Source organism: Amycolatopsis sp. CFH S0740, assembly GCF_004522315.1.
Taxonomy (GTDB): domain Bacteria; phylum Actinomycetota; class Actinomycetes; order Mycobacteriales; family Pseudonocardiaceae; genus Amycolatopsis; species Amycolatopsis nivea.
Map to the genome: position 1 here is coordinate 1 of NZ_SDLS01000013.1, position 14815 is coordinate 14815.

Annotated in this window: 10 protein-coding genes; 1 reads left to right on the top strand and 9 read right to left on the bottom strand. The window is 71.4% G+C overall.

The genetic code is table 11. The annotated features are described in order from the left end of the window. The 5 genes from proB to EIZ45_RS22090 all read right to left on the bottom strand — a co-directional run. On the bottom strand, window positions 1-916 hold a 916-nt coding region (gene proB / locus EIZ45_RS22070; protein WP_134736068.1), incomplete at its 3' end, for a glutamate 5-kinase. Further along, complete coding sequence (gene obgE, locus EIZ45_RS22075) at window positions 913-2436, bottom strand: GTPase ObgE (RefSeq protein WP_037813748.1); 1524 nt, start codon at window positions 2434-2436, stop codon at window positions 913-915. The genes obgE and proB, both read right to left, overlap by 4 nt. A gap of 126 nt (window positions 2437-2562) precedes the next feature. Next, entirely contained in the window at window positions 2563-2820 is a 258-nt protein-coding gene (gene rpmA / locus EIZ45_RS22080) for a 50S ribosomal protein L27 (RefSeq protein ID WP_009081082.1), read from the bottom strand. 46 nt (window positions 2821-2866) lie between these two features. Then, a complete protein-coding gene (gene rplU, locus EIZ45_RS22085; RefSeq protein WP_037813760.1) occupies window positions 2867-3181 on the bottom strand; it encodes a 50S ribosomal protein L21 in 315 nt (104 codons plus the stop codon). 161 nt (window positions 3182-3342) lie between these two features. Then, the gene (locus EIZ45_RS22090; protein ID WP_134663045.1) at window positions 3343-6684 is read right to left on the bottom strand and encodes a translation initiation factor IF-2 N-terminal domain-containing protein; all 3342 of its coding nucleotides are present in this window, start codon (window positions 6682-6684) and stop codon (window positions 3343-3345) included. A gap of 510 nt (window positions 6685-7194) precedes the next feature. Here EIZ45_RS22090 and EIZ45_RS22095 point away from each other — a divergent pair. Continuing rightward, window positions 7195-8625 carry a S8 family serine peptidase gene (locus EIZ45_RS22095; RefSeq protein ID WP_134663046.1) on the top strand — a complete coding sequence of 477 codons (1431 nt, stop codon included), beginning with the start codon at window positions 7195-7197 and terminating at the stop codon, window positions 8623-8625. Between the two features lie 21 nt (window positions 8626-8646). On the opposite strand, the gene EIZ45_RS22100 is transcribed toward EIZ45_RS22095, so the two are convergent. The 4 genes from EIZ45_RS22100 to EIZ45_RS22115 all read right to left on the bottom strand — a co-directional run bounded on the left by EIZ45_RS22100 (window position 8647) and on the right by EIZ45_RS22115 (window position 14725). Then, entirely contained in the window at window positions 8647-9486 is an 840-nt protein-coding gene (locus EIZ45_RS22100) for an ABC transporter permease (protein ID WP_134663047.1), read from the bottom strand. After that, the gene (locus EIZ45_RS22105; protein ID WP_037813768.1) at window positions 9486-10289 is read right to left on the bottom strand and encodes an ABC transporter permease; all 804 of its coding nucleotides are present in this window, start codon (window positions 10287-10289) and stop codon (window positions 9486-9488) included. Before EIZ45_RS22105 ends, EIZ45_RS22100 begins: the two co-directional genes overlap by 1 nt. Then, the gene (locus tag EIZ45_RS22110) at window positions 10289-11230 is read right to left on the bottom strand and encodes an ABC transporter ATP-binding protein (RefSeq protein WP_043837293.1); all 942 of its coding nucleotides are present in this window, start codon (window positions 11228-11230) and stop codon (window positions 10289-10291) included. Before EIZ45_RS22110 ends, EIZ45_RS22105 begins: the two co-directional genes overlap by 1 nt. Before the next feature lie 159 nt (window positions 11231-11389). Continuing rightward, window positions 11390-14725, bottom strand: coding sequence for a phosphodiester glycosidase family protein (locus tag EIZ45_RS22115; protein ID WP_134663048.1), 3336 nt, complete (start codon window positions 14723-14725; stop codon window positions 11390-11392). Between the last annotated feature and the right edge of the window lie 90 nt (window positions 14726-14815).

The following is a 14815-nucleotide window of genomic DNA, read 5'->3' on the forward strand; positions in this document are numbered from 1 at the left end:
AACCGGTGATTCCCGCCGCCAGCAGCGACCGGCGGCGCAAGATCGCTCGCACGGCGCCGTCGTCCAAGCGGAGGCGGCCGGAGGTGTCTGCGGCGTACCCGAGCCAGAAGCGGCGGGCCGACAGGCGGGTGTCGGCGGGCGCGAACGCGGTGCCCACGTTCGCCTCGCGCAGTGCGTCTCCGGCGTCGTCGGCGGCGGCCAGCAGCACCGGGATTCCGGCGCCGGCCGCGGTGCGCGCGGCGGAAAGTTTCGAGACCATGCCGCCGGTGCCGAGGCCCGAGGACGACATGCCGACCGCGATGCCCTCCACATCGGACTCGCCGCGCACCTCGGTGATCTTGCGGGTCGCGCCGTCTCGCGGGTCGCCGTCGTACAGACCGTCCACATCGGACAGCAGGACCAGCGCGTCGGCGCCGACGAGGTGCGCCACGAGGGCAGCGAGCCGGTCGTTGTCGCCGAAGCGGATCTCTTGCGTGGCAACGGTGTCGTTCTCGTTCACGACCGGCACCGCGCCGAGCGCTAGCAGCCGGGAGAACGTGCGCTGCGCGTTGCGGTAATGCGAGCGACGGACGACATCGTCGGAAGTGAGCAGCACCTGGCCGACGGTCAGGGAGAAGCGGCCGAACGATTCCGCGTACGCGTGCGCTAGCGCGAGCTGCCCGACGCTCGCCGCGGCCTGCTGGGTGGCCAGGTCGCGCGGGCGCTTGCCCAGCTTCAACGGCGCGAGCCCGGCGCCGATCGCGCCCGAGGACACGAGGACGATCTGTGCGTCGCGGGCGACGCGGTCCGCGATGGCGTCCACCAGGGCGTCGAGCCGGGCAACGTCGAGTCCGCTGCCCGCGGTCGTCAGTGCCGAGGAACCGACCTTGACGACCAGCCGGCGGGCTTCCGCGATCTCCTGGCGCGTGCCGCTCACCGGTCGCGCTCCGCCTGCTCCTCGTCGTCCCACACGTCGTCCAGTTCGGCATCGATGGACGGGGTGGTCTCCTCTTCGACCAGGTCCTCGTCCTCGCCGGTGCCGTCGCGGCGGATCCGGCGGGCTTCCTTGCGGTCGGACGCGCTGACGCGGTCGGTGCGCTCCAGCCGGACGTCCGTGCCGCGGCCGGACAGATGCACCGCGACGCCCGGGGTGGAGGGCTGCCATTCGAACTGGATGTCGCCGATGGTGACCGGGCTGCCCGGGCGGGCGCCGTTCTTCGCCAGCGCTTCCTCGACGCCGAGCCGGTTGAGCCGGTCCGCCAGGTAGCCGACGGCCTCGTCGTTGGCGAAGTTCGTCTGCCGGATCCACCGCTCCGGGCGCGCACCGCGGACGATGAACCCGCCCTCTTCCTCCGGGTCGCGTTCGACGGTGAACCCGCTGTCGTCGATCGCGAGCGGGTGCAGCACGATCTTCTCCGGCTCCAGCACCGGCTGCGCTTCGCGATAGGTCTCGACGACCTCCGCCAGCGCGAAGGTCAGCTCCTTCAGGCCCTTGCGCGACGCGGTCGAGACCTCGAACACGCGCAGCCCGCGCGCCTCCAGGTCGGGACGCACGAACTCGGCCAGCTCGGCCGCTTCCGGGATGTCGATCTTGTTCAGCACCACCACGCGCGGGCGCTCCTCGAGCTTGCCGCCCAGCCCCGGCGTGTAGCGGGCCAGCTCCTCCTCGAGAGCGTCCACATCGGACAGCGGATCGCGGCCCGGCTCCAGCGTCGCGCAGTCGACCACGTGCACCAGCACGGCGCAGCGTTCGATGTGGCGCAGGAAGTCCAGGCCGAGCCCGCGGCCCTCGGACGCGCCCGGGATCAGGCCCGGCACGTCGGCCATCGTGAAGACCGACGACCCGGCGGTGATGACGCCGAGGTTCGGCACGAGCGTGGTGAACGGGTAGTCGGCGATCTTCGGCTTCGCCGCGGACAGCACGGAAATCAGCGACGACTTGCCCGCTGACGGGAACCCGAGCAGGCCGACGTCGGCGACCGACCGCAGCTCCAGCACGAGGTTCCGGCTCTCGCCGGGCTCGCCGAGCAGCGCGAACCCCGGCGCCTTGCGGGCCTTCGACGCGAGCGCGGCGTTGCCGAGCCCGCCGCGGCCGCCCTGCGCGGCGATGAACCGGGTGCCGGGGCTGGTGAGGTCCGCGACGAGTTCGCCGTCCTCGGTGAACACGACGGTGCCCGGCGGGACCTTCATCTCCAGGCCCTCGCCGGCGGCGCCGTTGCGGTTGCTGCCCATGCCCATTTTGCCGTTGCCGGCGCGGGCGTGCGGGCGGAAGTGGAAGTCGAGGAGGGTGTGCACGTTGGCGTCGACGACGAGGGTGACGTCACCGCCGTTGCCGCCGTTGCCGCCGTCCGGGCCGCCGAGCGGCTTGAACTTTTCGCGGTGCACCGAGGCACAGCCGTTTCCCCCGTCCCCGGCGGTCAGATGGATGACCGCGCGGTCCACGAACCGGGACGCCATGGTTCTGCCTCACTTCACGTGCGATTGTGCGAAAAAGTATCCGGACAAAAACAAACGAGGGGTGGTGCCGGAGTTATTCCGGTCCCACCCCTCGCTTGGAGGTTCTGACGCTATCGAGACCGAGAATCAGGCCTCGACTGGCACGATGTTGACCGTCTTGCGGCCGCGCTTCGAGCCGAACTCGACCGCACCGGCGGCGAGCGCGAACAGCGTATCGTCGCCGCCACGGCCGACGTTCACGCCCGGGTGGAACTTGGTGCCCCGCTGGCGGATCAGGATCTCGCCCGCGTTCACCTCCTGGCCGCCGAAGCGCTTCACGCCCAGTCGCTGGGCGTTCGAATCACGACCGTTGCGGGAGCTGGACGCACCCTTCTTGTGAGCCATCGCTCATGCCCCTTCTTGAAAGCTTCAGTCCCGAAGATCCGAAGAACTACTTGGAGATGCCGGTGACCTCGACGCGGGTCAGCTTCTGCCGGTGACCCTGGCGCTTGTGGTAGCCGGTCTTGTTCTTGAACTTGTGGATCCGGATCTTCGGACCCTTGGTCTGCTCGACGACCTTGCCGATGACCGAGACCTTCGCCAACGCGTCGGCGTCCGTGGTGACCTCGCCACCGTCCACGAACAGCACGGCGGGGAAGGTGTGCTCGGTGCCCGGCTCGCCCTCGAGCTTCTCGACCTCGACGACGTCGCCGACGGCCACCTTGTACTGCTTGCCGCCGGTCTTGACGATCGCGTACGCCGACACGGATGTCTCCTGCATTACTCGACAATGGGTTAGGGGGCTGGCGCGGCCGGCCCGCCCGAAGACGGTCCAGGTGCTCGCGCAGCAACTCATGCTTGCGATGAGCCGTACTACAGGTTACGGGAGGCCCCGGGCGCTGCTGCACCCGGGGTACCCGTGGTGGATCAACTCTGGTCCGAAGCCTTCACCGGCGGCCCCGCCGGGCGCGAAGCGGCGCGGCGCGGACGGCGCCGGGTGCTGCGCACGGCCGGGGCCGGGACGTCGACCTCGGGTTCTTCGCTGGAGTCCGCTTCCGCGGCCTCCTTCGGGGCTTCCGCGTCCGGCGCGGCCTGGCTGGCCGCGGGCTCCGGCTGCTTCGCTTCCGGCTGCTGGACGGGGGCCGGGGCCTCCGTCTTGTCCTCGGCCTTGTCCGGCGCGGCGGCCTGCTCGACCGGCTGCTTGGCCGTCTCCTGGTCCGCCGGCTTCACCGCTTCGGCCTCTGGAGCGTGGTGCTCGTGCTTCGCCTTGGACGCGTTGGCCATGGCCTGCACCGCCGACACCACGGACTCGCGCTGCACCGGAGTCGGGGCCGGGGCGGCCTGCTCCGGCTTGGGCTCGGGGTGCTGCTCCTCGCCCTTGCCGCGGCCGCGGTTGCGCCGCGAGCTCTTGGTGTCGCCGCCGCCGTGGCTGTGGCCGTTGTGCCCGTTGCCGCCGTTGTGGCCGTTCCCGTTGCCGCCGCCGGTGCGCTGCGGTTCGGTGGACACGACGACGCCGCGGCCCTTGCAGTGCTCGCACGGCGTGGAGAACGCCTCGAGCAGCCCGGTGCCGATCTTCTTGCGCGTCATCTGCACGAGGCCGAGCGACGTGACCTCGGCCACCTGGTGGCGCGTGCGGTCCCGGCCGAGGCATTCGGTGAGCCTGCGCAGCACCAGCTCGCGGTTGGACTCGAGCACCATGTCGATGAAGTCGATGACGATGATGCCGCCGATGTCCCGCAGCCGCAGCTGGCGGACGATCTCCTCCGCCGACTCCAGGTTGTTGCGGGTCACCGTCTCCTCGAGGTTGCCGCCCGAGCCGGTGAACTTGCCGGTGTTGACGTCGATGACGGTCATCGCCTCGGTGCGGTCGATGACCAGGTAGCCGCCCGAGGGCAGCCAGACCTTGCGGTCGAGCGCCTTGGTGATCTGCTCGTCGATCCGGTGGTCGGCGAACGCGTCGCCGGTGCCGGTGTAGCGCTTGAGCCGGTCGGCGAGGTCGGGCGCGACGTGCTGGACGTAGTCGTTGATGGTGTCCCAGGACCGGCTGCCCTGGACCTCCAGCTTGACGAAGTCCTCGGTGAAGAGGTCCCGCACGACCTTGACCAGCAGGTCCGGCTCTTCGTAGAGCATGGTCGGCGCGCTGCCCTTCTTGCCGGAAGCGGCCGCCGCCTTGTCCTTGATGACGTCCCACTGCGCCTTGAGCCGGTCGACGTCGCGGCCCAGCTCCTCCTCGCCGATGCCTTCCGACGCGGTGCGGATGATGACGCCCGCGTCCTCCGGGACGATCCGCTTGAGGATGTCCTTGAGCCTGCGCCGCTCGTTCTCCGGCAGCTTGCGGGAGATGCCGGTGGCCCCGCCCGCGGGGACGTAGACGAGGAAGCGGCCGGGCAGCGAGATCTGCGTGGTGAGCCGGGCGCCCTTGTGCCCGACCGGGTCCTTGGTGACCTGCACCAGGACGCTGTCGCCGGTGGAGAGCGCCTGCTCGATCTTGCGCGCCTTGCCTTCCAGCCCGGCCGAGTCCCAGTCGACCTCGCCCGCGTAGAGCACGGCGTTGCGGCCGCGGCCGATGTCGATGAACGCGGCCTCCATGCTGGGCAGCACGTTCTGGACGCGGCCGAGGTAGACGTTGCCGACGATCGAGCCGGTGCCCGACGACGTCAGGAAGTGCTCGACCAGCACCCCGTCCTCGAGCACGGCGATCTGCGTGGAGTCGCCCTTCTCGGCGACGACCATCGTGCGCTCGACCGACTCGCGGCGGGCGAGGAATTCGGCCTCGGACAGGATCGGGGCGCGGCGGCGGCCCGCCTCGCGGCCGTCGCGGCGGCGCTGGCGCTTGGCCTCCAGCCGCGTGGAGCCGCGGACGCTGCGCACCTCGTCGCGCGCCGGGCGCTCGGCCTCGGCGGCCTTGGCCTGGCGGACGTGCGTGACGGTGTTCGGCGGGTCGTCGGTGCCGGTCGTCTCGGCCCCGTCGTCGTCCCCGCCCTTGCGACGGCGGCGACGGCGACGGCGCTTGCTGCCGCCGTCGGACTCGGCGTCGTCGTCGGACTCCGCCTCGGCGTCGCCCGCCTCGTCCGGCTTTTCGGTCTTGTCCTTGGTGTCCTTGGCGTCCTTGCCGCCGTCTTTGGCACCCTTGTCCTGCTGGTCTTCGGTGGTTTCGTCCTCGTTCTCGGACTGGGCCTCGTCGCCGCCCTTGCCCCGGCCGCGGCCGCGACGTCCGCGACGCCGCCGGCGACGGCCGCTCGCGTCGTCGCCGTCCTCGTCGGAACGCTCGTCGCGGGCTTCGCCGGAGGTGTCTTCCTCAGCGGTTTCGGCGGTGCGGTCGGGACGCTCGGCCTGCGCCGGAGCCTCGCCGACGCCGAACAGCGGCTCGGGCTTGCTCCGCGTCTGCTGCGCGGGCTCGGGCGGCAGGAAGACCGGCGAGGGCGCGGCGAAGACCGGCACGTGCACCGGGCCGCGGGCCGGGGTGGCCTGCTCGGTTTCCTGCTGGTCGGCCGGGATCGCGGGCGCGACGGCGCGGCGCGAGCGACGGGTCCGGGTGCGCTTCTCGCCCGACTCCTGAGCGGCTTCCGGTTCGGCGGATTCGGCCGAGAACGGGCGGGCCGACCAGCCGGGGGCGGCGGCGCTGGGCTGCTCGGCGGCTTCCGAGGCGGTGCTCTGCTCAGCGGCGGCTTCCGGCGCGGGGGTTTCCGAGGCGGTGCCCGTCGCGTTCGCGGCAGCTTCCGGCGCGGTGCCCGTCGCCTGCGCGGCGGCGTCCGGGGCGGCGGATTCGCTCGAAGCAGTGCCCTGGTCGGCGGCCGCTTCCGGAGACGCGGTGGCCTGAGCTGCAGCACCCTGGGTGGCTTCCGGGGCCTCGTTCTCCTGCGAAACGCCGCCCTGCTCGGCGGCGTCCGAGGCCGCGGCCGTCTGGGCGGCATCGCCGACCTGGGCTCCCGCGGTCGCCTGGTCGCTGGCCTGCTCGGCGGCGGCCGGGGCGGCGGTCTCCGGGGCAGCGCCGACGGCGGTCTCGGCGGCTTCGCCGGTCTCGCCCGCGGCCTCCGCGTCGAGGATGACCGCGACGCGGTGCGCGACCTCCTTGGTCACGCTCGACTGGGCGCTGCGGGGGCTCTCCCCCAGCTCGGCGAGCTTGCCGAGCAGGTCGCGGCTGCTCAGGCCGAGCAGCTTCGCCAGCGCGTGCACGCGGATGCGCGGCGGCAGCTCGCCCAGCCTGCTGGTCGTGGGTGCGACGGTATTCCCGCCGGTCTGATCGGCGGGTGTGTCCGCGTTCGACATATGTCTCCTCCGCCCCCGGGCGCGTCAGCCGGTTCGCACCGGTGGTGACGCGGCCGCGCAGGGGCCCTTTCTGTTCCGTGCCCGCCGTGGTGGTGACCAGCGGCGGGAATCCTGCTGGCAGCCGTGCGGTCCGCCGGGTCGGCGGCCGCTCGGTTCCTGGTCTGCTCGGCGGGGTGCCGGCCTGCTCGCGACCCCCGGGCCACCCGCCACGACATCGACCTTGGCCCGGCCTCCCGGGGGCGACGCGCGTGGTGCCGGTCCGGCACTCCTCCGGGCCGCTCACGACGCGAGCGGGATGCCCGTCGGCGCAGCGGCCAACGCAAGTATCCCACACCCGGGGGGACACCCGGTGTAGTCGGTGTCCCGCGGCAGGCGCCCGGGCGTGCCGCGATCATGCGCCCGGGCGAACTTCCGCGCTTCGCTTGTCGCGCCGGGCCCGGGGTGGTTAGCGTGCGGGCTCGGGCGCTCGCGCGGGCGCCCGGCACAACCCTGCGCGCGGTGGGAGGTCCGGTGTCTGTGCTGGCGCGGCCGCTGCGGGCGGCCGTGTGCTCCTTCCTGGTCCTCGTCGGCTGCGCGGCGGTCTCCCCCGCCGTCGTCGCGAGCCCCGGATGCGCCTCGGGCGGGCGGGCGGTGCGCTACGTCGTCGCGTTCGACCGCGGGACCCCGGAATCTTCCGCCCGCCAGCAGGCGAGCGCGGGCTGCGGGCAGCTCGTCGGCTACTACCCGCAGATTTCCGTGGCGGTCGTAACGTCAGCCGATCGGGCGTTCGCGGACCGTCTCGGCCCGGAACGGGCGTTCAGCGCGCAAGCCACCCGGACGGCCGCCGAACAGCCAGGCGCCGCCGCCCAGCCCGCTCGGGCCACACTCCCGCTCAGCGACCCGGCGCGAGTGCCCGCGGCGGACCTCTCCTCGCAGCAATGGGACATGAACCTGATCGGCGCCCCGGCCGCGCACCAGGTCACCGAAGGCAGCCGCTCAGTGGTCGTCGGCGTCCTGGACTCCGGTGTCGACCCGAAACACCCCGATCTCGCCGCAGCGATCGACCCGGACGATTCGGCGGGTTGTCTCACTGGCGTCCCGGACCCGAGCCCGGCCGCGTGGCAGCCGACGACCTCCGCGCACGGCACGCACGTCGCGGGCATCATCGCCGCGGCCGACGACCGCAAGGGCATCACCGGCGTCGCGCCGGGCGTGCGGATCGCGTCGGTGAAGGTGATCGACGACCGCGGCTACGCAGATCCCGAGGCGGCGGTCTGCGGGATCATGTGGTCGGCGGCGCGGCATCTGCCGATCGCCAACAGCAGCTGGTTCGTGAACCCGTGGTCGCTGTCCTGCGTGCGCGGCAACGACCGCGGCGTGGTGCACGAGGTGCTGGCGCGAGCCGTGGAGTACGCGACTTCCCAAGGCACGCTGAACGTCGCCGCCGCGACCAACGAGGCGGTCGACCTCACGCCGTCGGGCCGCTCGGGTTCGCCGTCCGCCGCCGGGAAGTGCGAGGCGCTGCCGGCCGGGCTGCGGGACGTGGTGACGGCGTCGGCGATCAGCCCGGACCGGGTGAAGTCGGGCTACAGCTCGTACGGGCTGGGTGTGGTCGATGTCACGGCCCCGGGCGGCGACGACGACCGCTGCGTGGTTTCGACCGTTCCCGGCGGTTACGCGCCGATGTGCGGGACGTCGATGGCCGCGCCGCACGTCGCCGGGGTGCTGGCGCTGCTCAAGTCGGTGCATCCCACGTGGACGGCCGCCGAGCTGCGCCGCGCGCTGGACTCCCGCGCGACGCCGATGCCGTGCCCGGACGACTACGACCTCACCGGTGACGGTGCCCAGGACGCCTACTGCTCCGGCTACGACGGATACAACGGCTTCTACGGCCACGGCCTCGTCGACGCCCGGACCGCGGTGGCGCCCGCGCAGAACGGACTGCCCAGCCCGGCCCGCTGAGCCGCGTTCAGCGTTCAGTGTTCAGGTAAGCAGCAGTTTCGCGATCCTCCTTGTCGCGCCCCAGATCCCGATCGCGGCGAGCACCAGCAGGTACGCCAGATTGCCGAGCATGCTCCAGGAGAAGATGCCGGTCGCGAGCCCGCGCATCAGCTCGATCCCGTGGTAGAGCGGGAAGCAGCGGACCGCCCACTGCAGCGCCTCCGGGTAGACCGTGATCGGGAAGAACGTGGTGGAGAACAGGAACATCGGCATCAGGACGAGCTGGATGTAGTCGAATTGCGACGTCGACTTCAGGAAGCTGACCAACGTGATGCTGATGGCCGCGAACGCGAACGACACGAGCAGCGCGGCGGGCAGGAGCAGCAGCGCCCACCACGACGTGAGCAGCCCCATGACGCCGGTGACCGCCAGGAACGCGACCGAATACAGGCCGCCGCGCATCATCGCCCACGCGATCTCGCCGAGCGCGACGTCGAGCGGGCCGACCGGGGTCGCCAGCATCGCGTCGTACGTCTTGGCGTAGCGCAGTTTGAAGAACAGGTTGTACGTGCACTCGAAGACCGCGCCGTTCATCGCCGACGACGCCAGCAGCGCGGGCGCGACGAACGCGACATAGCTCATCGGCTGCCCGTCCGGCCCCGGCACGGTGGTGACCAGTTTGCCGAAGCCGACCTGGAACGCGAGCAGGTAGAACAACGGCTCGAGCGCGCCGGACGCGAGCATCGTCCACGACCGTCCGTAGACGGTGAGCGCGCGTTCGATCAACGCGGTGGCGCGGCCGCTGTACATGCCCGCGGGCAGGACGCGGAGCAGAATTCCGCGCCGCTGCGGGAGAATCGGGGCGCTCTGCAGGTCGGTCATCACGCCACCAGCCGTCGGTAGAAGCCGCGGTGCGCGATCGTCCAGCCGATCGCCACCAGTGCTGCCAGATACGCAAGGTGCCCGAGCACCGGGAGCAGCTCCCGCCCGCCGAGCGTGGCGGCGCGGGAAAGCTCGGTGCCGTGCCACAGCGGGGAAATCCAGGCGAGCCAGCGCAGGTACAGCGGCAGCTGAGTGATCGGGAAGAACGTGCCGGAGAACAGGGTCATCGGGATGACGACGAACCGGAAGATCAGCCCGAACCGCTGTCCCTCGTCGAAGGTCCACGCCGCCAGCCCGGCGATCAGCGATCCGCACGCGAGCCCGGTGAGGACGCCGACGAGGACCACCAGCAGCGCCCCCGCGTTGTCCCAGGCGCCGAACAACCACGCGATGAGCGCGTAGACCGTGCCGGAAAGGGCGAGCCGCAGCATGGTCCAGATCTGGTGCCCGCCGAGGACCTGGCCCGGGGACACCGGCGTCGCGGTGACCGCCAGATAGTCCTTCTGCCATTTGAATCCGCTGAGGACCGGATAACTCGATTCGCTGACGCCCTGCTGCGCGGCGCCGGCGACGAGCAGCGCCGGGGCGACGTACACCAGGTACGACACCCCGCCGGTCGCCGGACCGGCCTTGACCTGCGAGCCGAACCCGAGCCCCATCGCGGCGAGGAACAGCACCGGTTGCAGGCCGGTGGAGTAGAGCGTGCTGAGCCAGTGCCTGCGGTACCAGGTCCAGTAGCCCTCGACGCGCAGCCAGGCGCCGTGGAACCGGCCGACGACGCGGCCGGTGGCTGGAATGGTCATCAGTCCACCAACGTCCGGCCGGTGAGGCGGAGGAAGACGTCCTCCAGGGAACTGCGCCGGACGAGGCTCGACAGCGGGCGCAGGCCGCGTTCGTGCGCGCGCTCGAGGGTGGCCTCGCCGGTCATCGTGTAGAGCAGCACCCGGTCCGGGAGGACCTCGACGCGCTCGGCCAGCCCGTCGAGCCGGTCGGCCGCGTCCTGCTGCTCCCCCGGCGCGAACCGGAGCTCGACCACTTCCCGGGTGGAATGCCGCGCGATCAGGTCGGCGGGCGAGCCTTCCGCGGCGATCCGGCCGCCGTCCATGACGACGAGCCGGTCGCACAACTGCTCTGCCTCGTCCATGTAATGGGTAGTGACGATCAACGTGGTGCCGCGGGCCTTGAGCCGGAAAAGCCGGTCCCACAACAGATGCCGTGCCTGCGGATCGAGCCCGGTGGTCGGTTCGTCGAGCAGCAGCAGTTCCGGATCGTTGACCAGCGACCGGGCGATGGTGAGCCGCCGCTTCATGCCGCCGGACAGGGAATCGACCGGTTTCTCGGCACGGTCGGACAGCTGCGCGAACTCCATCAGCTCGACCGCCTTCCGCCGCACGTGGGCGCGGGAAAGGCCGAAATAGCGGCCGTAGACGTGCAGGTTCTGCCGGACGGTGAGCTCCACGTCGAGGTTGTCCTCCTGCGGCACCACGCCCAGGCGCGCGCGGATCCGCGGCCCGTCCGCGTTGGGGTCCATGCCGAGGACGCGCAGATCGCCGTCGCTGCGCGGGGACACGCACGCGATCATCCGCATCGTCGACGACTTCCCCGCGCCGTTGGGCCCGAGGAAGCCGAACGCCTCCCCTCGCCGCACCTCAACGTCGATGCCGCGGACTGCCTCGAATTCTCCGAACCGTTTGACCAGCGCCTTCGCTTGCACGAGGGCTGGTTCCGATGCCGACTCTCCCACGAGGAACGACAGTAGAGGGAGGCACCGACAATTCTCGACCGGTTTCCCCGCCGCGGGTACGGCATCCGGGTGGATCTCCGGCGGGGAACGGGGAAACGACGAGCCCGCGGCCCAGCGAAAAGGCGGGGCGGCCCGAAGACCGCCCCGCCCCTCAAAAACTCAGCGCACCGTCAACGACACCGACCGGGACACCCCGTTCACCGTCACCGAGATCTCCGCCGTTCCCGGACGCAGCCCGCGCACCGTCCCGGTGGCCGGGTCGAGCGACACCACATCCCACGGCGCCGGTGGCCAGCTGCCGATGTGCACGCCGCGACCGCCCCAAGCCGCGCTCACCGGGTACGCCACCGGAATCGACCGGCCCTCCTGCGTCACCGCGGCGGTCACCTTTCCGGTGCCGCCCCACGAAAGAGTGCCCGGCCCGGTCACCGTCAGCGCGTCGACGTTCGGGCGCGTTTCGAAGCGCACCGGCTGGCCGCGGTCCGAGGGGTCCACTCGCACCAGGGTCCAGCCGACGAAGCCGCCGTCGCCGGGGGCCGCGGCGGGGGTCTTGCCCGAGTTGCCGTTCACCAGATACGGCACGCCGTCCGTGCGCGACAGGCCGAACACTCCCGCGTGCGAAGCCAGCGAGGCGGCCGGTTTTCCGGACTTCTCCTCGAAACCGGTCAGCCACGTCTGCAGCAGCGCGGCCTCCTTCCGGTCGCCCAGCTGCGAATTGCCGGTCGGGCTCGGGTCCTTCACCGGGTGGTGCATCGCGACGACCACACCACGCACGGAACGGTCCTTCGCCGCGTTGTCGAGCGCCTCGCGCAGCATGCGCACCTGGTCGAATCCGCCCGCGCGCAGCGAGCCGCGCGAGGAATCCATCAGGATCAGCCGCACGCCGTGGACGTCGACCACGCGGTGCGTTTCCCCGAATGCGTCCTGGAAGTTCTTCAGGCCGTTGCCGCCCTCGGCTTCGTGGTTGCCTGGCACGTAGTACCAGGGGACGCGGCCGTCCAGCTCTTCGGTGATGATCTTGCGGGCCAAGACGAAGTCCGGCGCGGTGCCGCGGTCCACGAAGTCGCCGTTGATCAGCACGAGATCCGGTTTCGCGGCAACCGCCTCGCGCAGTGCCCGGCGTGCTTGGGCGACGAGCGGGCCGTCCGGAGCGTCAGCGGTGAACTGAGCGTCGCTGACCACCGCGATCTTCAGGCCGCCCTTGCCGAGCGTGCCGTTGGTGACCAGCGCCGGGTCCGGGACGGCCGGATCGTGCGGCACGGCCGTGGTCGGCGCGACCTCGAAGGTGAGGTCGTTGAAGACCAGTCTGCCCTCGTACTGCTTGCCCGCCGCGGTTTCCACGGCATAGAACCGGGTGAGGCGCTGCCCGTCGGGCAATCCGGCGGGCACCGCGGCGGTCACGTACCGCCAGCCGGTCCAGTTCACGCTCAGCGAGAGGTCCACAATGGACGCGGTGTTGGCGCCGTCGCGGAGTTCCGCGCGGATCCAGGCGCCCTTGCCGTCGCCGTTGATCCACATGCCGATCTTCTGCGTGCCAGCCGGAACCGCGATCGGGTTGGCAGCGTTGACATACGCGGCGCGCGTGGCAGTCGTGCCGGTGAGGCGGTAGTCGAGTGCCAGGCCCTTGCCGCCGTTGCGTCCCTCTGCCGACGAAAGCGCAGCACCGACGACGGCCGGATACACCGTGGCGGACCAGCCTTCCGGACCGGCTAGCGGTGCCGCGACCTTGGCTTCGGTGCCCACCGAAGCCGCCAGGTGCATGGTCTTCCCGCCCGCGTGCACGGTGATCGCGGTGGCCCCGGAAGCGGTCTTCGCGGTGACTGCGAAACCCTTGCCCGACGGCTCGATCTTCACCACGGCGGGGTCGTATTCGAGCTTCACGTCCGACGGTTCGATCCAGGTGCCGTAACCGTCCGCGTCGTAGCCGTAGACCTGGAACTCGCCGCGCGCCTCCGCACCCGAAAGCGCGACCTGCTTGGTGCTCGCGCCGAGGCGCACCGGCTTGCCCAGCACGGTCAGCTTCGTGCGGCCGTTCACGAAGTTCTGATGCGCGGTGACCGTCACGTCGGCTCGCGCGTCCGGGTGCAGGAAGTCGGGCTGCGCGGTGAAAACGTTCTTCGTGACCGTGCCGCGGAACGGGTTCGACGTGGTCCAGAACGGGCGCGACGCCACTGCGGCACCCGTCTCGTCGTGGCCGTTCGGCACGAGCGCGCGGCTCAGGCCGGACAGCACGCGGGTCGAGTTGTCGCCCTCCTGCGCGGGAGCGGGCGCGAAGCCAGTCAGCCGTCCGCTGCCGGCCACCGTCGCGAAGCCGATGCCGTTGGGCACCAAGCGTTCCCCGCCGTCCGAAGGCGAGTTGCGCACCGACGGCGCAGCCTCTCCTTCGTTGCGCGCGAGCAGCGTCGAGGAGCCTCCGCCGTCGAGGTTGATCGCGTCGTCGGCACCGAGCCGCTTCAGCTGCCGGGCCATTTCCAGCTCCGTCATCCCACGGCTGTCGGCCTGGCGACCGTCGACCGTGACGAGCCACATCCGCTTGCCGTCAGCGGAAAAGCCGACGCCGGTACGCGGCGCGAGGGTGACGTCGTCGAGCTGCTGGAGCTGTCCGTCCTTCAGCAGCGTTTTGTTCCCGCCGACCGCGACCGCGATCTTGCCCGCGTCGGTCCGCGGCGCGTACGAAACGCCCACGCGATCACCGACGCGCAACGCCGACAACGCGTCCGCACCAGCTTCGCGACCGAGCAGCAGCGTGCTTCCCGCCGGGATCGGGCCGTCCGCGGGCTTCGGACGCACCTGCGTCACCACACCATCGCGGACCTCGACCTCGATGACCTTCTGCGCACCGGCGACCGACGTCGCGCGCGCCGAAGCGCCCCAGAGCGGCGTGTAGACGCCGAGCGCGTCCTTGCCGAGCACCGGGCTGTTGAAGTTCGTGGCGGGGACAGCTCGGCCGTCCGGCAGCGTGACCGACGCTTCGAGGAAGATGTCGGCGAGCTTCGCGCGTCCCTCCGCGGTGATCGCCGCGGTGGTGTTGTGCCCGGACGCGGGCGCGTTGTGCAGCTCGCCCTTGTCGATGCCGACGCCGAGCGGCGCGCCGGAGGCGTTGATGTCGAAGAAATCGCCGTTGACGCCCGCGACCGCACCGGCGCGAGCGACCTGCTGAGACAGCGGGGTGCGCGCGGAAACGGTGCCCGGGCTGAGGTAAGTCGGCTTCAGGACCTTGCTGGTGAGGTCGACGCTCAGCGCGTCGCCGCGGATCCAGCCCTTCGGGTCGAAGCGGTCGAACTGGGTGAGGTTCAGACCAGGCGCCACCGCGTTGGTGGCGCTGCTGGTCTCGAGGCCGTCGTCGGCGGCGGGTGCCGCGGCGATCGCCGGGGCCTCCCGGGCCGAAGAGAAGGCGGAGGCGCTCTCGACCGGCGGCGGGCCGAGCGGAGCGGAGAGCGGGTCGGCATGCGCAGGCGTGGCCAGCGTCAGCACCAGCAGGGCGCTGAGCAGCACGGATCTTGATCTTTTCACCAGGTACCCCACGATCGCGAAAATGGCTCAGGTCAGCCAAATCCATCGGCGCGACCGCCGGAAGGCCCTGCG